The following is a 22475-nucleotide window of genomic DNA, read 5'->3' as shown; positions in this document are numbered from 1 at the left end:
CTCGACCAGAAAGACTCGCTGATCGAGGCACGAGCCTGCGAGCGATCGAGATCCGGTCGCGATGCGTTAGAAGCCGAGGCGCCCGAGCTGCTTCGGGTCGCGCTGCCATTCCTTGGCGATCTTCACCCGCAGCGACAGAAAGACGCGCTTGCCGACGAGCGGTTCGATCTGTTTACGCGCGCGGGTACCGACATCCTTCAGCCGGCTGCCCGACTTGCCGATGATGATGCCCTTCTGGCTGTCTCGTTCGACGAACAGGTTGGCGTAAATCTCAACCAGTTCCTGGTCATCACGCTCGATGATGTCGTCGATGGTCACGGCGATCGAGTGCGGCAGCTCGTCGGTGACGCCCTCGAGGGCTGCCTCGCGAATGAACTCCGAGATGCGCGACTCGAGGGTCTCGTCGGTGACGGTGTCGGCTGGGTAGAGCGGGGCATCCGCATGCGGCAGCAGGCGCAGGAGTTGGGTCGCCAGGGTGTCGAGCTGGATTCGGCTGGTCGAGGAGATCGGAACAATGGCCTCCCAATCCCGCAGCTGGGAGACGGCGAGCAGCTGATTGGCGACGTTGGTCTTGGAGGATGCATCAATCTTGGTGACGATGGCGACCTTTTTGGCCCGCGGGAAGGCATCCAGTTGCTCGTTGATGAACTTATCTCCCGGGCCGATCGGCTCGTTGGCCGGGATGCACAGGCCGATCACGTCGACGCCGGCCAGGGTCGCCGTGACCAGGCTGTTCAGGCGCTCACCGAGGAGGGTGCGCGGGCGGTGGATTCCGGGGGTGTCGACCAGAATGAGCTGGCCGTTCTTCTGGTGCACGATGCCCCGAATAGCGCGGCGGGTGGTCTGCGGCTTCGACGAGGTGATCGCGACCTTCTCCCCCACGAGTGCGTTCGTCAGGGTGGACTTTCCCACGTTGGGGCGTCCCACGAAGGAGACGAATCCCGCTCGGTAATCGGCGGGGTGCGCCGGTGTTGCTGCGGTCATGACCGTTCTCCTTCATCATCAGACACTGTGCTACGGTTCGTTCCCGTGAGAAATGCGGTCTGCGCATCAATCAGCGCGTCGTCGCGCTCCACCAGCACGGTGCTGATGCGCTTACGACGACCTTCGGTGCGTTCGGCGGTGAGGTTCAACCCGCTCACCGAGGCGACCGACCCGGCGACGGGCAGTCGCCCGAGCGCCTTGGCCAAAAGACCACCGACCGAGTCGACATCATCGTCGTCGAGCTCGAGGCCGAAGAGTTCCCCGAGCTCGTCGACCGGCAGTCGGGCGCTGACCCGAAAATGCCCATCGCCAAGGTCTTCGAACTCGACCACATCGCGGTCGTACTCATCCGAGATATCGCCGACGAGCTCCTCGATCAAATCCTCGAGGGTGACCAGTCCGGCGATGCCGCCGTACTCGTCAACGACCATGGCCAGGTGGTTGGACTCAAGCTGCATCTGCCGCAGCATATCGTCGGCTTTCTTGGATTCCGGCACGAACACGGCCGGACGTGCGAGTTCGGCGACCGTCAGCTGCAGGGCATTGATCGGGCGTTCAAAGACCAGCCGGGCAACGTCGCGCAGGTAAAGGATGCCGGCGACGTCGTCGACCTCGCCGCCCCGAACCGGCACGCGCGAGGTACCGCTGCTCAGGAACAGGCCCATGGCCGCGTCAATGCTCGCGTCGGCGTCGATGGTGATCATGTCGGTGCGGGGAATCATGAGCTCCCGCACGACAGTGTCGCTGAACTCAAAAATTGAGTGGATGAGCTCGCGGTCGTCCTCCTCGATTACGTCGAGTTCGGTGGCCTCGTCGACCATGCTGAGCAGCTGGTCTTCGGAGGTGAAGGTCGCCAGCTTGGTGCGGCCGGGGGTGACGCGGTTTCCGAGGGCGACCAGGGCGTTCGCGATCGGTCCGAGCAGAACGCGCGCAACATGCACGAGCAACGCGGTGGCCGTCAGCAGAGCGACCGGATGCGCCCGCCCGACACTGCGCGGACTGGCACCGACCAGCACAAACGAAACCGAGGTCATGATCAGCGCCGACAGCACCAGCGCGAGCCACAGGGCCTCGATGGTGGTCGCAAAAACGAGGGTCACCAAGACCGCCGCCGTGGTCTCGGCTGTAATGCGAATAAAGTTAATCGCATTCAGGTGCGCGCCGGTGTCCTCGGCGATCGCGCGGAGCGACCGTTTCGCCCGCCGCGTCGGCACCAGGCCGACAATATCGGCCCGGGATTGGGTCGTGATCGCCGCGTCGACGGCGGCCATCAGACCGGCAAACACGACCAGAACCACGGCCGCGTAAATAAACCACACGATGTGCATCAGGGGCGTTGTCGTTCCTGCATGGCAAAACCGATGAGAATATCGCGCTGAATGCCGAACATTTCCTTCTCTTCGGCCGGTTCGGCGTGGTCGAAGCCGAGCAAGTGCAGCACGCCGTGCGTGGTCAGTAGCAGTAGCTCATCGAGGGTGCTGTGTCCGGCGGTTTCAGCCTGCTCCTTGGCGACCTGCGGGCAGAGCACGATATCGCCGAGCAATCCGGGCGGGGTCTCCTGCTCCTCGGTACCGGGGCGTAGTTCGTCCATCGGAAAGCTCAGAACGTCGGTGGGGCCCGGCTCATCCATCCACTGCACGTGCAGCTGCTCCATGGCACCCTCGTCGACCAGCACAATGGCGAGTTCGGCGTCGGCGTGCACGTGCATGGTGTCGAGCGCGAAGGCAGCGAGGCGCTGAATGGCGGCCTCATCGACCGGGATGGTCGACTCGTTGTTGATTTCGATGCTCAACTGGAACTCCGTTTCGGGTTGCGGCCGGGCGCATTGCCGGTGCGCTGCGGGCCTTGAGTAGCAAATGCGCGCGCTTCGGCGCTCTCCTGGCGGAGGGCCTGTTTTTGCGCGTCGTACTCGGTATACGCGTCGACGATGCGCCCGACCAGCGAGTGCCGCACAACGTCGGCACTGGTCAGATAGGAAAAGTGGATGTCGTCGATACCGTCAAGGACGCGGGTCACCAATTTCAAGCCGCTGCTGCCGGCCGGCAGGTCGATCTGGGTGACATCGCCGGTGATGACCATCTTGGAGCCGAAGCCAAGGCGGGTCAGGAACATCTTCATCTGCTCGGGCGTCGTGTTCTGGGCTTCGTCGAGCACGACGAAGCTTGCGTTCAGGGTGCGACCGCGCATGTAGGCGAGCGGGGCGACCTCGATCGTGCCGGCCGCGAGCAATTTGGGGATCAGTTCGGGGTCAAGCATTTCGCCGAGCGCGTCGTAGAGCGGCCGCAGGTAGGGATCGATCTTGTCCGTGAGCGTGCCGGGCAGAAAGCCGAGCCGTTCTCCGGCCTCCACTGCCGGGCGGGTCAGGATGATGCGCTCAACCTCTTTGTTCTGCAGGGCACGCACCGCCTTCGCCATGGCGAGGTAGGTCTTGCCGGTTCCGGCCGGTCCGATGCCGAACACGATCGTGTTGTCGTCGATCGCGTCGATGTACTCTTTCTGGCCGATCGATTTGGCCCGAATACTCTTGCCACGGGCGGTCAGAATTGGGGCGCCGAGCTGGGCGGATGGGCTCACGGAACTGTCGGCAGCCAGCATCCGTGACGCGGTGGCCACCTCGGTCTCGCCGAGGTCGTGGCCGGTGCGCAGGGCCAGCTGCAGCTCCTCGATCAAGCGACGCACGGCCTCGACGTCGTCGGCCGAGCCGCCGAGCGTCACGTCGTTGCCGCGCACGTGCACGTCGACCTTCGGGTAGGCGGCCTCGATGGTGTTCAGGTAGCGGTCTTCGGGGCCGAGCAAGCGCACCATGGCGACGCCGTCAACGGTGAAGCGCAGCTCCCTGTTGGAGTCAGCTTTAGAAGAATCAGAGGGCGCCAAGCGAGTCCTCCCCCAGCTGATCAGACGCTTCGGGGCTGCCGAGCACGTGCGCGTGCACGTGGAAGACGGTCTGGCCGGCAGCCGCCCCGGTGTTGAACACCAGACGGAACTGTCCGTTGGTGCGTTCGGCCGCGATCTGCTCGGCCACGGCGACGAGTTCGGCGAGCAGGGTGGAATTGCGGGCGGCGAGCTCGACCACGTTTTGATACTGAGGGTCTTTCGTGGTGACGACAACGTGCACCGGGGCTTTGGGTGCAATGTCGAGGAAAGCGATAATGCGCTCGGTTTCGGCCACGATCGTCGCCGGAATCTCACGCGCGATGATGCGGCTGAAAATGGTCGGTTGGGCGACGGAAGAAGACATACCTCTATCTTAAGCGGCGCTATCAGCGGCACGCACTACCAACGGCACGCTCTACCAGCGACCCAAAGTTGCATTGAGGATTGCGAGGGCGGCTGGCCCCGCGGTCGATGTGCGCAGCACGGTGTCGCCGAGGCGTACCTGGCTCGCGCCGGCCTGCTCAAGCAGGAGCAGTTCGGCCGGCGATATTCCGCCCTCGGGGCCGACGACGAGCAGAATGTCGCGGTCGTCGGTGGGGACGGCCACCTCGGTGAGGCGACCGGTTGCGGTCGGGTCGAGCAGCAGCATCCGTGTCGTGGCGGCCAAAACGGCCAGCTGCTTGGTGCTGGTCAGCTGGGCGACATCGGGCAGCCAAGCCCGGATCGACTGTTTGCTGGCCTCACGCAGGATGCTGCTCCAGCGTTCGTGGCCTTTGGCGATCTTCGCGCCCTCCCACTTGGTGATGGAGCGGGCTGCGGACCACGGGATGACGCCGTCGACGCCGAGTTCGGTGGCGGCCTGAATGGCCAGTTCGTCCCGGTCACCCTTGGCGAGGGCCTGCACCAAGCGGATGCGCGGCGTCGCCGCCGCAGTCTCGCTCGCGTCATCGACGCGCAGGGTCAACTGCAAAGCGTCCGCCGTCAGCACGGCTCCCTCCAGCAGCAACCCGGCCCCATTACCGAGGCGGAGCCGGTCCCCGGGGCGCACCCGGCTCACCGTGACCGCGTGCCGCGCCTCGTCGCCGTCCACGGTGACCACCTGCCCCGGGCGGCACTGCTCCGCCCGGAGCGTTTCTTGCAGGTAGAAATGTGCCACGTCAGCCGAGGAACCGGTCGCGCAGCTTCGCGAACAAGCCCTGCTGGTACTGGCTCAGGGTCGGCGCCGGAGCCGCGTAGCGGGCTGCGAACTGTTCGATCAGGTCGCGTTCCTTGTGGTCGAGCTTGGTCGGGGTGAGCACGTGGATGCCGACCTTGAGGTCGCCGCGGCCACTGCCGCGCAGCTTAGTGATGCCTCGATCCTTGATCGTGAGTACCTCGGAGCTCTGCGATCCGGGGCGAATCTCTACCTCGATGTCGCCGTCGAGAGCCTTGACGGTCACGGTGGTGCCGAGAATCGCACTGGTCATCGGCACGTCGAGCGAGCACATTAGGTCGTCGCCGTCACGGCTGAACACGTCGTGATGGCGCACCTTCATCTCCAGGTACAGGTCCCCATTGGGACCGGCAGCCGGGCCGGCTTCGCCGCTGCCGGGCATCTGCAGGCGCAGGCCGGTGTCGACGCCGGCCGGAATGTCGACCGGAACGGTGCGGCGGGCGCGAATGCGGCCCTGACCGGAGCAGGTCATGCACGGGGTGGCGATGATGGTGCCGTAACCGCGGCAAGAACCGCACGGGCTGGACGTCATCACGTTCCCGAGCAGGGAGCGCACGGCGCGCTGGATGCTGCCCGTGCCGTGGCAGATGTCGCAGGTGATCGGCGCGGTGCCGGGCGCGCAACAGGAGCCCTTGCAGGTCTCACAGACGATCGCCGTGTCGACCTCCAGGTCGCGGTGCGTGCCGAAGATGACCTCGTCGAGGTCGAGGTCGACTCGAATCAGAGCGTCCTGGCCGCGTTCGCGGCGCGAGCGCGGACCACGGCTGCTCCCGCCGCCGCCGAAGAAGGTCTCGAAGATGTCGCCGAAGTTGCCGAAGTTCTGCCCGTCGAAGCCGCCGTTCTGGCCGCCGCCCTGGTCGTACTTCTGGCGCTGCTTGGCGTCGCTCAGCACGTCATAGGCGTGTGTGATGCTCTTGAACCGTTCGGATGCTTCGGCGCCGGGGTTCACGTCGGGGTGCAGCTCGCGGGCGAGGCGACGGTACGCCTTCTTGATTTGGTCGGTGGTTGCGTCGCGGTCAACGCCAAGCGCTTCGTAATGGTCAGCCAAAGGTGGCTCTCCTTGATTTTTTTATGATGGTTGTTCGAAATGGCACAGAGCCTAAATGGCACAGAGCCTAAATGGTACAGATTTCAGGTCTCGCCGAGCAGGCGGGAGAGGTACCGGGCGACGGCGCGTACGGCCGCCATATTGTTGGAATAGTCCATGCGGGTCGGCCCGAGCACGCCCAGCCGGGCCAGGTTGCCGCCTGCGGTATAGCCGCTGGTCAGCACGCTCGCTTCCGGTAGGCCGAAGGCCGCATTCTCCCGGCCGATACTCACCGAAACGCCGTGCTGGTCGGTCTCCATCTCGCCGAACAGCCGCAGCAGCACGACCTGTTCTTCGATGGCTTCGAGTACCGGATAGATGCTGCCGGAGAAGTCGTCTTCGGTGCGCACCAGGTTTGCGGCCCCGGCCATGACGAGCTTCTCCTGACGGTTGGCCCCGACCTGGTCGGCGACGGTGCGCGTGATCAGGTCGACGATCGGCTGCAGCGCCGGCGATCCCGGCCAGACGCTCACGGCGAGGGCAACGCTCGCCTCGGCCATGCCCAGTCCAACGACCGTGACGTTGAGTCGGGCGCGCAGTTCGCCGAGCGTCTGCTCGTCGAATGCTCGCGGCAGGTCGATGACTCGCTGCTCGACCCCGCCGGAATCGGTGATCAGCACCGACAGGATGCGCGTCTCGGTCAGCGGCACTAACTCGATGTGCCGAACCCTGGCGCGGGACAGCGAGGGGTATTGCACGAGCGCGACCTGGTGGGTGAGCTGCGAGAGCAAACGCACGCTGCGCACGAGCACCTCGTCGAGGTCGGCGGAGTGACCCAGGAAAGTTTCAATGGCCTGACGCTGGGCCGGGGTCAGCGGACGCAGGTCGGCCAGGTGGTCGACGAAGACCCGGTACCCCTTATCCGTCGGGATGCGCCCCGAGGAGGTGTGCGGCGCCGCGATGAGCTCTTCTTCTTCGAGCAGGGCCATGTCGTTGCGAATGGTCGCGGCGGAAACACCGAAGGAATGCCGGTCGACGATGGATTTGGAGCCGACGGGTTCGCGGGACGCGACGTAGTCCTGCACGATGACGCGCAGCACATCGAGCCCACGGTCGGAAACCATTTCGCCCGCCTTCCTCTTTTTCCGGTCCAGCTTCAATTAAGCGGATGCCCCGGGTCGGCGCGCGTCAAGCGCACCGGAACGCAGGTTTGCCGGCACGTCGTTGGCACTCGCATCCACTGACTGCCAATACTATCGCGACCGGCCGTGTTCCGGCTGAGCGCACCCATTGCCAGTATCGCGAACCGAGCGTTTAATTACCGCTATACGCTCCCCCCGGAATTCAGTGAAAGGCACGATCATGAGCGATCCACAGGCACAACCTCCCGGTGATTCCAACTACCGTGACCCTAATGCTGGGCAGCCGCCGTATGGCCAGCAGCCCGGTACGGGCAGCCCATACGGCACCCCTACAGCCGCAACCCCACTCTCGGAGGCCGACGACCGACAATGGGCCTCGTTTGCGCACCTCGGCGGCGTCCTGAGCTTTCTTCCGTCGCTGATCATTTGGCTGGTCTTCAAGGACCGCGGCCGCCTCACCAATACCGAAGCGAAGGAGGCGCTCAACTTTCAGATCACCCTCGTGATCGGATACGTCGCGATAAATGTCGTCTCGTTCATCCTGGCGATCGTAACCTTCGGAATCGGCGGCCTGCTCATCGGCCTGACCTGGCTGCTCTGGGTGGCCGGAGTCATCTTTTCGATCATTGGGTTTCTGAAGGCCAAGGACGGCCAGAACTACCGGTATCCGGTCGCGATTCGCCTGATCAAGTAGCGCGCGGCCCGGTCCAATACGCATCTCGGACGGTTAGTCTGGAGGGGTCTGGCCTGGCTTGTCCGACCCCACACAGTGCTATTGCACGCAGTGGTTCTTCCCTGGATGTCGTCGGCAACCCATCGCCAGATCCACCGCGACCAAACCGACCACGCTCGAACAGGAGACCGCATGTCCGAGAACGATTCACGCACAAATCCGTATGAATCCACCCCGCCGCAAAACCCGTACGCGCAGAGCGTCCCGCCGGCGCCGATGAGTCCGGCCGACGAGAAGATGTGGGCGACCCTGATTCACGTCGGCGGTATCCTCTTCACCTTTGTTCCCGCACTCATCGGCTATCTCGTGCTGCGCGATCGTGGGCCGTTCATTCGTGCCCACAGTGCGACGGCTTTGAACTTTCAGATCACCCTGATGATCGTTTATGTGGTGGGCACCGCGTTGACGGCGATCCTGATCGGATACCTGATTGTGCCGGTGGCCTGGGTGCTCGGCATCATCTTCTCGATCCTCGCCGCACTCGCGGCCAACCGCGGCCAAGGGTATTCCTACCCGCTGACCATCAGATTTTTCAGCTAGCGCACGCTCTTAGTCGCTCAGCCGACGCACCACGGCGTCGGCCAGAAGCCGTCCGCGCAGGGTCAGTTCGATGGTCCCGGCGAGGGCAGCTTTGGCGTTGACGAGCTCATCGGCGATCAGGCCGGCCACCTCTCGGCGTCCGTCCGCGGACAGCGATGCGACCGGGATACCGGTGCGGATGCGGCTCTGCAACAGGATGCGCTCGAGTTCGCGGGTGGGCGCATCGAGCGTTTCGCGACCGGCGGCCGGGGACAGGCCGCCGAGCATCCGCTCTGAATAGGCTGCGGGATGTTTGACGTTCCACCAGCGCACCCCGCCGATGTGGCTGTGGGCGCCGGGGCCGATGCCCCACCAGTCCTGGCCGGTCCAGTAGGCGAGGTTGTGGCGGGAGCGGTGCGCGTCGCTCGTAGCCCAGTTGCTGACCTCGTACCAGTCATAGCCGGCGGCGGCAAGCAGTTCGTCGGCGAGTTCATAGAAGTCGGCCTGTTGGTCGTCGTCGGTCGGGGCGATCTCGCCGCGGCGAATCTGCCGCGCGAGTTTGGTGCCGTCTTCGACGATAAGCGAATAGGCGCTGAGGTGGTCTGGGTGCAGGCTGAGCGCCTGTTCGAGGCTGGTGCGCCAGTCGGCGAGCGACTCTCCCGGCGTGCCGTAGATGAGGTCGAGGCTCACGTCGAGGCCGGCAGCGCGGGCCCATTCCACCACGAGGGGCACCCGCTCCGGGTCGTGGGTGCGTTCCAGGGTCGCCAGCACGTGCGGCACGGCGGACTGCATGCCGAAGGAAACCCGGGTGAATCCGGCCTCCGCGAGGGCGCCGAGGTAGGCGGCATCGACCGAGTCGGGGTTCGCCTCGGTGGTTACTTCGGCGTCGTCGGTCAAGCCCCACTGGTCGCGCACGGCGCCGAGCATTTTCGTCAGGTCGGTGACCGGCAGCAGCGTGGGTGTGCCTCCCCCGAAGAACACCGTTGCCACCGGGCGTTCGGGCACGCCCGATGCAGTGAGGATGCGCCCAGCGGCCTCAACCTCGAGCACCGCTTGGCTGGCGTAGTCGCTCTGCTTGACGCCGCGCAGTTCGGTCGCGGTATAGGTGTTGAAATCGCAGTAGCCGCAGCGCACCCGGCAGAACGGCACGTGCAGGTAGACGCCGAAATCGCGTTCAGCGGCGTTGACGGCTGCCGAGGCCGGCAAAAGGCCGTCGTCGGGTGCCGGGTCGCCGATGGGGTGGGGTCCGGCCATGGGTGGTGCTCCAGTACGTTCTATTTGATCGCACCCGCGGGGTGCAAAGCCCGCAGATACAACTTGGTGAATTTGGCCTGCTGAAAGCGCAGCACCGGCCAGGCCAGTCGGTAATACCAGGTGCTCGGCCGCGAAAAGGAGCGGATCGTCAACCAAACCGAGTCGTCCTCGCGGTGCTCGACGATGAAGGATTCCTCACCACTCTCCGGGTGGCCGGCCAGGGTGCCGTAGGCAAACCCGATGCGGGCGGCCTCGTCGATCACGTAGACGACCCGCACCGGCGCGGTCAAGCCGATCGGTCCAACCCGCATCTTGAGTGTGGCCGTCATACCGTTCGCAATATACGGGGTGCCATCCTCAGCGAAGGTCGCTTCATTGACCGGATGCTGCTGCCCGACCGCCGGCGTGCCGTCGGGTTGAAAGGTCACCGGGGTGTACTGCACGCCGGTTCCGTTTTCGAGGTCGGTCACCTCCATGCCGCTGCCGCGCTGGATTCCCCACGTCATCAGCAACTTGGTCGCGGCTTCAAAGCGTTCCGGCGAACTGCCGAGCCTGACGCTCTGCTCCATCGGCCGGTAGCCCTTGGGCGGATAGCTCATCAGGTCGGGCGCCAGCGTACCGCCGATGGCAGCGTAGCTGACGGCGGCATCGGTGAAGGTGGCCCTGCGCATCCGCTTTACTTCTTGTCTTTGGTCTCGATGTCGCCGCTGAGCGCGGCAATGAAGGCTTCCTGGGGAACTTCGACCCGGCCGACCATCTTCATGCGTTTCTTGCCCTCTTTCTGCTTCTCCAGCAGCTTGCGCTTGCGCGAGATGTCACCGCCGTAGCATTTGGCCAGCACGTCTTTGCGCATCGCCGAGATGCTCTCGCGGGCGATGATGTGCGCGCCGATCGCGGCCTGGATGGGCACCTCGAACTGCTGGCGCGGAATCAGTTTGCGCAGGCGCCCGGTCATTAGCGCGCCGTAGGCGTAGGCCTTGTCGCGGTGAACGATGGCGGAAAACGCGTCGACCTGCTCGCCCTGCAGCAAAATGTCGACCTTGACTAGGTCGGCTTCCTGCTCGCCGGAGGGTTCGTAGTCGAGCGAGGCGTAGCCGGCGGTGCGGCCCTTGAGCATGTCGAAGAAGTCGAACACGATCTCACCGAGCGGCATCGAATAGCGAATCTCGACGCGGTCTTCGCCGAGGTATTCCATGCCGAGCAGGGTGCCACGGCGACTCTGGCAGAGCTCCATAATGACGCCGACGTAGTCTTTCGGGGCGAGAATCGCGGCTTTGACCATGGGTTCGAGCACCTTGGCGATTTTGCCGGTGGGGTATTCGCTCGGGTTGGTGACCGTGATGGTGCGCTTGTCGTCGGTGGTGACCTCGTAGGGCACGCTCGGCGCCGTGGTGATGAGGTCGATGTTGAATTCACGTTCGAGGCGTTCGGTGATGATCTCGAGGTGCAGCAGGCCGAGAAACCCGCAGCGAAATCCGAAACCGAGGGCGACGGATGTCTCCGGCTCGTAGCCGAGGCTGGCGTCAGACAGCTTGAGTTTGTCCAGTGCTTCGCGCAGCGCCGGATAATCGCTGCCGTCGATCGGGTACAGGCCGGAGAACACCATGGGCTGCGGTTCGTCGTAGCCGGGCAGGGCGTCGGTCGCCGGGCGCACTGCGGTCGTGATGGTGTCGCCGACCTTGGACTGGCGCACGTCTTTCACACCGGTGATCAGGTAGCCGACCTCGCCGACCTTGAGGCCCTTGCTCTCCACCGGTTCGGGCGAGATGACGCCGATCTCGAGGATCTCGTGCGTCGCCTTGGTCGACATCATCTGAATTTTTTCGTGCGCCTTCAGATGGCCGTCGATCATGCGCACGTAGGTGACGACGCCGCGGTAGCTGTCGTAGACCGAGTCGAAAATCATGGCGCGAGCGGCGGCATCCGGGTTACCCTTCGGCGCCGGAATCATCGTCGTGGCGAGGTTCAGCAGCTCTTCAACACCGGCGCCGGTCTTGCCGGAGACACGCAGCACGTCTTCGGGGCGTCCGCCGATGAGACTCGCGAGTTCGCGGGCGTACTTCTCCGGGTCGGCGGCCGGCAGGTCGATCTTGTTGAGCACCGGAATGATCGTGAGGTCGTTTTCGAGGGCCAGGTAGAGGTTGGCGAGGGTCTGGGCTTCGATGCCCTGGGCAGCGTCGACCAGCAAGATGGCGCCCTCGCAGGCGGCGAGGCTGCGGGAGACCTCGTAGGTGAAGTCGACGTGGCCGGGGGTGTCGATCATGTTGAGGGCGTAGGTGACGCCGTCCATTTCCCACGGCATACGCACGGCCTGGCTCTTGATGGTGATGCCGCGTTCCCGCTCGATGTCCATGCGGTCCAGGTACTGGGCACGCATGGAACGCTCGTCGACGACGCCGGTGATCTGCAGCATCCGGTCGGCCAGGGTCGACTTGCCGTGGTCGATGTGGGCAATGATGCAGAAGTTGCGGATGAACTCGGGGGCCGTGGCGGCCGGTTCCAGCGCGTGAAGGGCTCTCGGTGACATAGTGCGTCTATTCTTCCATGCTCGGCCGTGTTGTACCGTCTCCACACTGGTATCAGAGATATCCGACGCATAAAATACATGTATCGCAGAGAGGATTTTTTCATGGCCATTTCGATCAGACTCTCACCCGAAGACGAAGCCCGGTTGCAGGCCCTCGCCACGAAGACCGGTCGCTCCAAGACCTTTTACGTGCGCGAAGCCATCCACGCGCACTTGGACGACCTCGAGGAGCGTTACTGGGCCGACGGGGTGATTCGAACATGGGAGGCGTCGGGCAGAGAAACGCGTCCGGCAGCCGAGCTCTGGGCTGAACTCGGCCTATGAGCCATCGCGCATGAAACGCTGGCGGCTGGAGACCACGCCGGAGTTTGACCGCGCAGCACGTAAAATCGACCGCCAGTCGCTCCGACGCATCAAGGACTACCTGGACGATATTCTCGAACTCGACGACCCGCGCGACCGCGGCAGGTGAGGTCGAGCGGGTCGCCAGACCAGATCACGGCGTCGGCGTCGGCGTCGAGGCCAACGGTGAGGGATCCGACCCGGGAGTCGAGCCCGAGAATCACGGCCGGGTTGACCGTGAGGGCCTCAAGCGCCGTCTGCGCCGGCAGCCCGTCCTTCACGGCCAGGGAGGCCTGGTGCACGTGCTGGTCCCAGGCGAGTTCCCCGGAGAGCACCCGGGCCAGGGCCTCCTGGCCGAGGTCCCGGGTAAAGGGATCGCCCTTTTCGGCGGCGGCATCGCGCGCCTGCACGTAGTTCCGGGCATCGACGACGGCCGGGCGGATGATCAGACTGACGCCGAGGTGAGTGCTCAGGGTCTGCTTCTTCTCACCGTAGATCCGCTTCGGGTTCTCTCCGCGGGCTCTCTTGATGTTCACCGAGTCGCTGATCACCTGCTCGTCGATGGTTCGACCGCCCGAGCTCTTGATTGCAACCGACTGGCCGCCGATCGGATTGCCGGAGCCGGGCTTGACCACGATCGTGCTGACTCCGCCGGAGAGCGCGTCGCGAAAGCCCTCGTCATCGATGTTGATGGCGTCGATGGCACGGACAGCAGCCATGTTCGGGCCGGTCATTTCGTTGGTGTCGTTGCCTGCCCATCCATTCGCCGCTTCGTGGATGCCCACGTGGCCGTGCGCCTCGATGAAGCCGGGCAGCACCTATCTTGCCGGTCGCATCGATGACCTGCGCGCCGATTGGAACGGTCAGGTCGGCGCCGACAGCGCTGATGCGACCGTTCTCGATCAGCACGGTGCCGTTCGCGATCGTTTCGCCGATTACCGGCACAACGCGAGCATTGATGATGGCGGTCAACGTGGTCGTGAGTGCAGATGTCATCGCTCCAGCCTCGGCATGCGCTGTGATCGGGGCTGACTAGGCTCGCGGGCATGGAGATTCCCGAGTCACGCGTACCAATTTTGCTCGTTCACGGTATCCGTGCCTCGGCCACGATGTGGCGGTATCAGGAGAAGAAGCTGCGTGCCGCCGGGCACCGGGTTCTCGCGATTGATCTGCCCGGCCACGGGCAGCGGATGACGGAGCCGTTCACGGTGCCGGCCGCGCTCACCGCCATCGACGACGGGGTGGCGGCGCTCGGTGGCAGTGTGCTGCTGGTCGGGCTCTCGCTCGGCGGCTACTACGCCGTCGCCTATGCCGCAGAGCACCCCGATCGGGTAGCCGGGCTGATCGCTGCCGGCTGTAGCGCAGTTCCCAGGGGCGCTTTGCTCGAGGGCTATCGGCTGCTGGCCCGAATGATTCACCGCCTACCCGATCGGGGCTTGTGGCTGCACGAGGGACTGGCGCGCCTCCTTCTACCTGCGGCCGGGGCGCGCGATGTACTCGCGGGCGGCGCCGCACTCGACGTGATGGATTCCGGCCTGCAGGCGACCTCGACGCTGACTCCCCTGGCCAGCCTCGCGGCGTATCCCGGCCCGATCTGGCTGGTCAACGGTGCCCTCGATCACTTTCGGCTGAACGAGCGGCGCTTTCTCTCCGCCTGCCGCAACGGGACGGTCGTCGTGGTGCCGGGAGCAACGCATCTGTCGAGCCTGGCCCAGCCGGAGCGCTTCACGGCGATCCTGTTGGGGGTCGCCGGACAGGTGTCGCTGGCGAACTGAGGCCGCGGCATCCGCTCGCCGCGGCATCCGCTCGCCGCGGCATCCGCTTGCCGCGGCCGATCTGGGTGCCCGAATGCACTCATGGCACACCGCACCCGCGTGAGCGCGCCCGAGACCGGTGCGCGCTACGGCAACTAACGAACCGGCCTCGCGGTTACCCATATCGGGCGCGGTCATGCGCACGGAGGGTGCAGCGGCATCCGCTCGCGCGAGCGAAAAAGGGTTTCCCCGACCGGGCGAGTTTTGGGGCGGGGCGAATTGCTGGTAGCGTTACTGGTTGGCTTGCGTGTTGGGTCCCACCCCGCACGATTTTCGCCGCAGAAGCGCCCTCTACCGCTGAGCGGCTGTCCGTACTAGAACCTAACGAAAGCGTAAAAAACGTGGCAAATATCAAGTCGCAGATCAAGCGAATTGGCACCAACAAGAAGGCCCAGGAGCGTAACAAGGCCGTCAAGAGCGAGTTCAAGTCCGCGATCCGCGCGACTCGTACCGCAATTGCCGCTGGCGACAAAGACAAGGCCGTCGTCGGTCTCGCCTTTGCTTCCAAGAAGCTCGACAAGGCCGTCAGCAAGGGTGTAATCCACCAGAACCAGGCTGCGAACAAGAAGTCCGCCATCGCGAAGGCTGTCGGCGCACTCGTCTAATCGACGCTGGATCCACCCGCACCTGCTGTCTGCGTCGGCTCGTTAGAGCGGATGCTGCACCTCGTGGCACATAAGTCCCCGCCCCTCGGCGGGGACTTTTTGTGTCCCTGGAAACCCGTCCGGTCAGCAGTGGCGCTGTCCCTGCGTCTCGAATTGACCACAAACTCTGTAACGCAGTGGTCCATTACTCGGCGTGTATTGCGGTCAACCGCGCAGGTTGAACCAGGCTCAGCAGCCCCGAGGCCCGCTCGTTGCCGGTGGCACTAGCCCTCGCCGCGGCGCGCGATCACGCCGATGAGGCGCTCGAGAGCGTAGACCGGGTCGCGACCCGCACCCTTCACCGCGGCATCCGTTTCGGCGAGCACGAGGATGCAACGGGCAAGGCCCTCGTCGCTCCAGCCGCGCAGGTCCTTCTGGGCGCGCTCCACCTGCCAGGGTGCCAGACCGAACTGGGCACCGAGCTGGGCAGAGCCGCCGCGGGCTCCGAAGACCTTCGCCATGGTGCGAATCTTCATAGCGAAGGCCGCGACGATCGGCACCGGATCGGCCCCGGAGGTGAGAGCGTGCCGCAGGGTGACGAGGGCCTCGCCATTGCGGCCGGCGATGGCCCAGTCTGCGACCTTGAAGGCGTTGGTTTCAACCCGACCGCCGTAGTAACGATCGACCGTGGTTTCGGTGACCTCGCTCGTCGCGTCTGCGATGAGCTGCTGGCAGGCGGCGGAGAGTTCGGCCAGATCGTCGGAGAACGCGGCGACAAGCTGCCGCAGCGCACTCGCGGTGACGCGTTTGCCGGCCGCCTTGAACTCGTTCGACGCGAATTCGTACTTCTCGGTGTCTTTCTTGAGCTCGGTACAGACCACCTCGATGGCGCCACCGAGTCCGCTGCGAATGGTGTCGAGCAGCTTCTTGCCCCGTACTCCCCCGCCGTGTCGCAGCACCACGTAGGTGTCATCGGCCGGGTTCTCGAGGTAGTCGAGCGCCTCGGCGAGAAAGGTGTCGCTGCACTTCTCGACGTTGCTGACCCGAATCAGCCGCGGCTCGCCGAACAGGGACGGGCTCGCCAGGGTGAGCAGCTCACCGGGGGCGTAGCTGTCGGCCTGCACGTCGCTGATTTCAAGGCTGGGATCTTCAAGTTTGAGAAAGTCGCGGAGCTGACGGATGGCGCGTTCCGCGAGAAACGTTTCGGTCCCCGAGACGAGCACGATCGGTGCCGGACGCACCTGGTGCCAGCCGAGCTGGGGAATGACGGTGCCCTTGGCCGCGCGGGCGGGGGCTGCCTTGCCGGAGCGGGAGCCGGTCGTGGCGGGTCGTGCAGCCAAAGCGCTCTCCTTGGGTGTCATGCGGGTGGTCGATCAAGCCTAACGCGCACGACTGACCCTCCCGGCAGCATCCGGGGCAGCCGTCGGCGGCACGGGCGGCCCGCGGTCGGTAATCTTCTCCGTCCAGAGCACGAGGGTGCCGTTGTCCCCTGGCGCAACCACCGCCATCCCCTCCCGGTCGGTGCGCACGGACACGGTTTTCACCGAAGCGAGAACGTTGAGCAACGCGTCGGTGGGATGCCCGTAGGTGTTTGTCGCGCCGACCGAGATCAGCCCCACCCGGGCCCGCAACTCGGCGTACAGCTCGGGGCTCTGATCGGCCGAGCCATGGTGGGCGACCTTCACGACGTCGACCCGGCCGGGCGGCGAGACCCGCCGCAAGGCATTCTGCGATTCCTCGCCGAGATCTCCGAGAAAAATCGAACGGATGCCCCGCCCTTCGAACACAATGGTGATGCTTCCCGGGTTGCCCGCCTGCATCGTCGTGGCTCCACGGACGGGCCAGAGTATGTTCCAGCGCAGTCCGCCCAGCGTGCCGGCATCACCCCGAGCCGTCTGACGCACGACGGCTCCACCAGCGGCGAGACGCTCGTGCAGGCGTTCGTCCTGCGCGTTCTCCGGCTGCCCGACCAGGGCGGTATCGACCTTGTTGATGACAGCATCCACCCCGCCGATATGGTCGAGGTCGTAGTGGGTAAGTACGAGCAAATTGATGCGACTGATGCCAAGGGTGGCCAGGCAGCTCGCGAGCAGTTTCGGGTCGGGACCGACGTCAACCAGACCGTACCGATCACCATCGCGCACGACGACGGCGTCGCCCTGCCCAATATCGCAGGCCGCAATCTGCCAGTTCGCCGGCAAGGAGGCGGCCCGGCCGATTCCGGTGCCGATCAGCGCCCCGGCGTAACCTCCGAAGCCGACCAGCAGCACGGCGAGGACCGCCGCCGGCCAGCGGGCGGGGCGAGCTGCCGGGCCGCGCAGGACGACCACGAGCGTGAGCAAGGTGACGACTGAGAGCAGCAATACGCCGGGCACTCCGCCGGGCCACGGCAGGCGGGTGCCCGGCAGCGTCGACGTGGTCTGGGCCACGGCGGCGATCCACGCCGATGGCAGCCAGGCCAGGGCGAGCAGGCCCGACGCTACGCCCGAGAGCACCGGCAGGGTCAGGCAGGCGATCAGCCCGACCACCGTAGCGACCGGCGCGGCGGGACCAGCGAGAATGTTGGCCGGCACCCCGTACAGCGGCAGGCTGGGGCTCAACAGAATGAGCACGGGCTGGCAGGCTAGTTGGGCGGCCAGGGGAATGGCGATGACGGCGGCCAGGGCCAGCGGCATCCACTGGCTGAGCAGCCGGCTGAGCGGACCGGCCAGAATGAGGAGCCCCGCGGTCGCGAGCACGGACAGCGCAAAGCCGTAGTTGCGGGCCAGCCACGGGTCGCTCGCGAGCAGTCCGATCACCACGATGAGCAGGGTAGGCACGCCTCGCCCGGGCCGGCCGGCGCCGATCGACGCGAGAGTGAGGGTGGCCATGACCGCCGAGCGCAGCACGCTCGGCTCGGGTGTGACCAGCACGGTAAAGCCGAGCAGCGTCGCCAGTGACAGCAGAATGCGCCAGCTCCGACCGAGCCGCAGGTAGCCGCCGAGCAGCATGATCGCGGCGATAACGATGGCACAATTGGCCCCGGAAACGGCGGTCAAGTGGCTCAGGGAGCTGGTTTTCATGGCTTGATCGAGGTCGGGGCTGACCGCGCTCGTGTCGCCGATCGCCAGGCCGGGGAGCAGGTCTCCCCCGTCACCGGGGAGGCTCGTCGCGGCCGCCGCGAACCGAGCGCGGAGCTCGTTCGCCCACTGCAGCCACCAGGGCGGAGACTCGGCTACCTGAGCGGGGTCGGTGGCAAACAGCAAGGCGACCGCCGCGTCGCCCGGATCTGTCGGGCGCAGGGTGCCCCGCAGGCGCAGGCTGGTGCCGATCTCGGGTGCGTCGCCTCCCCCGGCCGCCTCGGCGAACACCACCACCGGGGTCGACACCCTCGTCGATTCGCCGAGCAGGTCCAACTGCGTGAGCGTGGCCCGGTAGCGCACCCGCCCCGACGTACCGCCGCCGATGAAAGCTTTGGCTGGTACCGGAACCGACCAGACGGTGACCGTGACCGTGAGCGTCGCGTGCGACTCCGCGGCGGCGCGCACCTCCGGCGGCAGGCGAACCGGCGCCCATACCCCGACGGCAGTGGCGACAAGAGCCGCCGCCGCACAGCAGAGCACGATGCTGCCGCCCAGCGTCTGCCAGCGGTCACCCGGCCGAGGTGACGTTCCGGGGGTAGTACGACCCCGCCGACGGGACGCTGCATTCTGCTCCACGGCCCGCCCAGCAGCACGACCGCTGGCCAGCACAACGCTCGCACGATCGGTTGCCGATCGAACTGGCTGCGGCGCATCGGCCCCCAGCACGACGGAATGCGCCGGCATCCGTTTCATCACGAGGATGCCAGCCGTCATCCCAGCCGCTGCCCACAGCACCAGGGCGATGGACCAGGCGCCCTCTGGCGCTCCGATCAGCAGCCCTGCAGTAAGCCACGCGGCCAGGGCCGGAAGCGCCAGCCGCAGGTCGAGGCTCATACCGTAATGAGGTCTTTGAGCGCCTCGAACGTTTTATCGCCGATTCCCGTGACATCGCGCAGGCCGTCCACGCTGGTGAATCGCCCGTTAGCCGTGCGAAAGTCGATGATGCGCTGTGCCATGGTTGGGCCGATGCGGGGCAGGGAGTCGAGATCTGCGAGCGTCGCCGAGTTGAGGTTGACCTTGGCGGCGGGCGCGCCAGCTCCCCCGGAGACGGCCGCCGCTGGGACGCCCGGCGACACCTCGCCCTGCCGCGGCACGTACAATTGCTCGCCATCGCTCACAACCCGGGCAAGATTAACCCCGGCAGGGTCGGCCTCGGCGCTCAGCCCGCCGGCGGCGGCGATCGCATCCATGACCCGGGCGCCGTCCCGCAACTCGAACAGGCCGGGCCGGGCGACCGCCCCCAGAACGTGCACGAAGATGATCGCGTCCGTGGCAGAGTCATTCGGCGCTGTGCTCTCACCGGCATCAAACGGCTCGAGGCTGCCGCCCATGGGGATCGATAGCGTTTCCGAGCCGACCGTGCGCTGCCCCGCCTGCTGGCCCACCGCCGACACGATGACGGCGACCACGAGGGCGAGCAGCAGGAGCACGACGGCCGCTCCCACGCCGATTCGCAGTCGGGGACGTCCCGGCGCGGCCGGAGCGAGGCGCTCCAGATCGAGGGGGAACCGGTCGGGCTGCATGCTCGTAGGCTAGGCCGCGCGAAGCATCCGTTTCTGGTCGGATGCCCCATCTGTGCACAGAGAAAGCAGGACGGTCCTGTGGAGAAGGCCCCGGCCGATCCTGCGAGGGATCGACCGCGGCCCGATTTTGCCTTCCGCTATGGGCGGGTGACGAAGGAGACGAGCTTCGGCACGCGCACAATCACCTTGATGATCTCGCGATCACCGATCGAACGGATGACCGCGGCGGCTTCCCGCGCCATCTTCTCCAGGTCTTCGCTTGAGATTTTCGGCGATACCTCGAGGAGGGTGCGCATCTTGCCGTCGACCTGGACTACCGCGGTGACCGATTCCTGCACGAGCAGGGTCTGCTCGGCCTTGCGCCACGGCACGAGGGCGATGCACGGCTCGTAGCCGAGGTGCTCCCACATGTCCTCCGCGGCGTAGGGGGCGAACAGGTTCAGCGCCATGGCGGTGGCTTCGGCGGCTTCGCGCACGGCGGCATCCGCTGGCCCTGCACCGGTATCGATGACTTTGCGGGTCGCGTTGACGAGCTCCATCAGGCGGGCGACGACGACGTTGAACTTGAACGACTCCACCAGGCCGGGTGCGTCGGACAAGAACCGGTGGGTGACCCGGCGCAGGGTGACGTCGCCCGTCTTCCACTCCACATCGGGCGCACTCGTGACGTCGCGGGCGACGCGCCAGGCGCGGGCCAGGAACTTGGCCGAGCCGACCGGGGAAACGTCAGACCAATCGATGTCGTCTTCGGGCGGGCCGGCGAAGGCCATCGTGAGGCGTACGGCGTCAACGCCGTGGCGTTCGATCTCCTCGGTGAAGTAGACCAAATTGCCCTTGCTCTTGCTCATCTTGGCGCCGTCGAGAATCACCATGCCCTGGTTGAGCAGGGCGGTGAACGGCTCGGTGAAGCTCACATAGCCCTCGTCGAAGAGGAACTTCGTGATGAACCGCGCATACAGCAGGTGCAGAATGGCGTGCTCGACGCCGCCAACGTACTGGTCGACCGGCGCCCACTTCTCGGCCTCTTTCGGGTCGAAGGCCTTGGTGTCGTCCGTGGGGTTCAGGAACCGCAGAAAGTACCAGGAGCTGTCGACGAAGGTGTCCAGGGTGTCGGCGTCGCGGGTCGCCGGCGTGCCGTCGATCGGGTTCGGCACGTTGACCCAGTCGGTCGCACCGCCGAGCGGCGACGTTCCCCGCGGCTTCAGATCGAGGCCCTCTGCCGGCGGCAGCAGCACCGGCAGCTGGTCGTCGGGAACCGGGATCTCTGCACCATCGGTGCCGTGGATGATCGGGATCGGAGCTCCCCAGTAACGCTGCCGGGAAACCAGCCAGTCGCGCAGACGATAGTTCTTAGCCGACCGGCCGAGCCCGTCGGCGGCGAGTTGCTCGACGATGCGCTTGATCGCGGTGATCTTGCTCAGGCCGTTGAGCGGACCGGAGTTGATGAGGCGGCCCTCGCCCGCCAGGGCGATGCCGGTGCTGAGCGGGTCGAGCGCCGGCAGCTCTTCGGTGCCGTCGAGCATGCCCTGGGTGATCACCGGGATCATGCCGGTGGCCGGCGAGTTAGTGTCGACGACGACGCGCACGGGCAGGTCGAAGGCACGGGCGAAATCGAGGTCGCGCTGGTCGTGGGCCGGCACGGCCATGATCGCGCCGGTGCCGTAGTCGGCAAGCACGTAGTCCGCCGCCCAGATCGGGAGGCGTTCCCCGTTGACCGGGTTGATCGCGTAGCGGCCGATGAACACGCCGGTCTTGGGCCGGTCGGTGGCCTGACGCTCGATCTCGGTGCTGCGCTGAACCTGTACGAGGTAATCCTGGAAGGCTTCCTGCACCTCGGGCGTCGCCTCGGCGACGAGTTCAGCGGCGAGGTCGCAATCCGGGGCGACGACCATGAACGTCGCGCCGAACAGTGTGTCCGGCCGGGTGGTGAACACGGTGACGCGTTCGGTGCGTCCCTCGACCTGGAAGTCGACATCCGCTCCGATGGAGCGGCCGATCCAGTTACGCTGCATGTTGAGCACCTTGGCCGGCCAGGTGCCCTCGAGCTGATTGAGGTCATCCAGCAGACGGTCGGCGTAGTCGGTGATCTTGAAGTACCACTGGGTGAGTTTCTTCTTCACGACGACGGCGCCGCTGCGGTCGCTCGTGCCGTCGGCCAGCACCTGCTCGTTGGCGAGTACGGTCTGGTCGATCGGGTCCCAGTTGACCCAGCTGTCCTTGCGGTAGGCCAGGCCCTTCTTGTACAGCTGCAGGAACAGCCACTGGGTCCACTTGTAATATTCGGGGTCGCTCGTATGCAGTTCGCGGTCCCAGTCAAAGCTGGTCGCGTAGAGCTTCATGCTCTTCTTCTGCTGGGCGATGTTGTCGTAGGTCCAGCCGCGCGGGTCGATGCCCCGCTTGATGGCGGCGTTCTCGGCGGGCAGGCCGAAGGAATCCCAGCCGATCGGGTGCAGCACGTTGAAACCCTGGTGGCGCCAGTAGCGGGCGACGACGTCGCCGAGCGCATAGACCTCGGCGTGACCCATGTGCAGGTCGCCGGAGGGGTACGGGAACATATCGAGCACGTACTTGCGCGGGCGGGTGTCGCCCTCACCGCTCGTCTTGAACGGAGCGAGCTCCTCCCAGATGGGTTGCCACTTCGCCTGGATCGCGGCGAAGTCATACACTTCTTCGTCGCTCTCAACGCTCGAATCGATGCGTACGCTTTCGTGCTCGTGAACCACGTGACTCTCATTCATTGCAGGGGTTAGACATGATTGATACGAGGTGCACGCACAACAAAGCGCCGGTGTACCCCCCCTTTAGATTACTAGGACG

At 65.6% G+C, this 22475-nt stretch carries 20 protein-coding genes and 1 pseudogene; 5 read left to right on the top strand and 16 right to left on the bottom strand.

The window, feature by feature from the left end; translation table 11 throughout:
- Positions 1-66 precede the first annotated feature (66 nt).
- The 8 genes from era to hrcA all read right to left on the bottom strand — a co-directional run bounded on the left by era (position 67) and on the right by hrcA (position 7222).
- Complete coding sequence (era, locus tag E3T41_RS03910) at positions 67-984, bottom strand: GTPase Era (protein WP_092448506.1); 918 nt, start codon at positions 982-984, stop codon at positions 67-69.
- Complete coding sequence (locus E3T41_RS03905; protein WP_170851536.1) at positions 981-2312, bottom strand: hemolysin family protein; 1332 nt, start codon at positions 2310-2312, stop codon at positions 981-983. The genes era and E3T41_RS03905 overlap by 4 nt, the downstream gene beginning before the upstream one ends.
- Positions 2312-2776 carry an rRNA maturation RNase YbeY gene (ybeY, locus tag E3T41_RS03900; RefSeq protein WP_092448504.1) on the bottom strand — a complete coding sequence of 155 codons (465 nt, stop codon included), beginning with the start codon at positions 2774-2776 and terminating at the stop codon, positions 2312-2314. The genes E3T41_RS03905 and ybeY overlap by 1 nt, the downstream gene beginning before the upstream one ends.
- Positions 2773-3789 (bottom strand): PhoH family protein, encoded by a 1017-nt coding sequence (locus E3T41_RS03895; RefSeq protein ID WP_092448503.1) that lies wholly within the window; start codon positions 3787-3789, stop codon positions 2773-2775. The genes ybeY and E3T41_RS03895 overlap by 4 nt, the downstream gene beginning before the upstream one ends.
- A gap of 55 nt (positions 3790-3844) precedes the next feature.
- Positions 3845-4222: an HIT domain-containing protein gene (locus tag E3T41_RS03890; protein WP_134477418.1), complete on the bottom strand. Its 378-nt coding sequence runs from the start codon at positions 4220-4222 to the stop codon at positions 3845-3847.
- Between the two features lie 51 nt (positions 4223-4273).
- Positions 4274-5014, bottom strand: a complete 741-nt coding sequence (locus E3T41_RS03885; RefSeq protein WP_092448501.1) for a 16S rRNA (uracil(1498)-N(3))-methyltransferase — start codon at positions 5012-5014, stop codon at positions 4274-4276.
- Position 5015: 1 nt separating this feature from the next.
- Complete coding sequence (gene dnaJ, locus E3T41_RS03880; protein WP_092448500.1) at positions 5016-6119, bottom strand: molecular chaperone DnaJ; 1104 nt, start codon at positions 6117-6119, stop codon at positions 5016-5018.
- 83 nt (positions 6120-6202) lie between these two features.
- Positions 6203-7222 carry a heat-inducible transcriptional repressor HrcA gene (hrcA, locus tag E3T41_RS03875; RefSeq protein WP_092448499.1) on the bottom strand — a complete coding sequence of 340 codons (1020 nt, stop codon included), beginning with the start codon at positions 7220-7222 and terminating at the stop codon, positions 6203-6205.
- A gap of 238 nt (positions 7223-7460) precedes the next feature.
- On the opposite strand from hrcA, the gene E3T41_RS03870 reads away from it, so the two are divergent.
- Both E3T41_RS03870 and E3T41_RS03865 read left to right on the top strand, forming a co-directional pair.
- The gene (locus tag E3T41_RS03870; protein ID WP_134477417.1) at positions 7461-7934 is read left to right on the top strand and encodes a DUF4870 domain-containing protein; all 474 of its coding nucleotides are present in this window, start codon (positions 7461-7463) and stop codon (positions 7932-7934) included.
- A 171-nt stretch (positions 7935-8105) separates the two neighbouring features.
- The gene (locus E3T41_RS03865; protein ID WP_241991018.1) at positions 8106-8513 is read left to right on the top strand and encodes a DUF4870 domain-containing protein; all 408 of its coding nucleotides are present in this window, start codon (positions 8106-8108) and stop codon (positions 8511-8513) included.
- 9 nt (positions 8514-8522) lie between these two features.
- Here the strand turns inward: E3T41_RS03865 and hemW are convergent, their stop codons facing one another.
- Genes hemW through lepA form a run of 3 tightly spaced genes read right to left on the bottom strand, consistent with a single transcriptional unit; the run spans position 8523 to position 12273 of the window.
- The gene (gene hemW, locus E3T41_RS03860; RefSeq protein ID WP_134477415.1) at positions 8523-9746 is read right to left on the bottom strand and encodes a radical SAM family heme chaperone HemW; all 1224 of its coding nucleotides are present in this window, start codon (positions 9744-9746) and stop codon (positions 8523-8525) included.
- Between the two features lie 20 nt (positions 9747-9766).
- Positions 9767-10417 (bottom strand): DUF1990 family protein, encoded by a 651-nt coding sequence (locus E3T41_RS03855; protein WP_092448496.1) that lies wholly within the window; start codon positions 10415-10417, stop codon positions 9767-9769.
- Positions 10418-10422: 5 nt separating this feature from the next.
- On the bottom strand, positions 10423-12273 hold the full coding sequence (gene lepA / locus E3T41_RS03850) for a translation elongation factor 4 (protein ID WP_092448495.1): 1851 nt from the start codon (positions 12271-12273) through the stop codon (positions 10423-10425).
- A 102-nt stretch (positions 12274-12375) separates the two neighbouring features.
- Here lepA and E3T41_RS03845 point away from each other — a divergent pair, with 102 nt between their 5' ends.
- Positions 12376-12597, top strand: coding sequence for a TraY domain-containing protein (locus E3T41_RS03845; protein ID WP_092448494.1), 222 nt, complete (start codon positions 12376-12378; stop codon positions 12595-12597).
- Positions 12598-12686: 89 nt separating this feature from the next.
- Here the strand turns inward: E3T41_RS03845 and E3T41_RS03835 are convergent.
- A pseudogene (locus E3T41_RS03835) lies at positions 12687-13611 on the bottom strand (amidohydrolase family protein).
- Between the two features lie 50 nt (positions 13612-13661).
- Here E3T41_RS03835 and E3T41_RS03830 point away from each other — a divergent pair.
- A complete protein-coding gene (locus E3T41_RS03830; RefSeq protein ID WP_092448492.1) occupies positions 13662-14390 on the top strand; it encodes an alpha/beta fold hydrolase in 729 nt (242 codons plus the stop codon).
- Between the two features lie 380 nt (positions 14391-14770).
- A complete protein-coding gene (gene rpsT, locus E3T41_RS03825; RefSeq protein WP_092448491.1) occupies positions 14771-15034 on the top strand; it encodes a 30S ribosomal protein S20 in 264 nt (87 codons plus the stop codon).
- Positions 15035-15297: 263 nt separating this feature from the next.
- Here the strand turns inward: rpsT and holA are convergent, their stop codons facing one another.
- The 4 genes from holA to leuS all read right to left on the bottom strand — a co-directional run bounded on the left by holA (position 15298) and on the right by leuS (position 22381).
- Positions 15298-16353 carry a DNA polymerase III subunit delta gene (gene holA / locus E3T41_RS03820; RefSeq protein ID WP_241978839.1) on the bottom strand — a complete coding sequence of 352 codons (1056 nt, stop codon included), beginning with the start codon at positions 16351-16353 and terminating at the stop codon, positions 15298-15300.
- A gap of 39 nt (positions 16354-16392) precedes the next feature.
- The gene (locus tag E3T41_RS03815; protein WP_134477413.1) at positions 16393-18969 is read right to left on the bottom strand and encodes a ComEC/Rec2 family competence protein; all 2577 of its coding nucleotides are present in this window, start codon (positions 18967-18969) and stop codon (positions 16393-16395) included.
- A complete protein-coding gene (locus tag E3T41_RS03810; RefSeq protein ID WP_134477411.1) occupies positions 18966-19658 on the bottom strand; it encodes a helix-hairpin-helix domain-containing protein in 693 nt (230 codons plus the stop codon). The genes E3T41_RS03815 and E3T41_RS03810 overlap by 4 nt, the downstream gene beginning before the upstream one ends.
- 137 nt (positions 19659-19795) lie before the next feature.
- Complete coding sequence (leuS, locus tag E3T41_RS03805; protein WP_370257013.1) at positions 19796-22381, bottom strand: leucine--tRNA ligase; 2586 nt, start codon at positions 22379-22381, stop codon at positions 19796-19798.
- Positions 22382-22475 lie beyond the last annotated feature (94 nt).

Source organism: Cryobacterium sp. Hh38 (assembly GCF_004403235.1).
Classification (GTDB): Bacteria; Actinomycetota; Actinomycetes; order Actinomycetales; family Microbacteriaceae; genus Cryobacterium; species Cryobacterium levicorallinum.
This window is presented reverse-complemented; position numbering and strand designations above follow the sequence as displayed.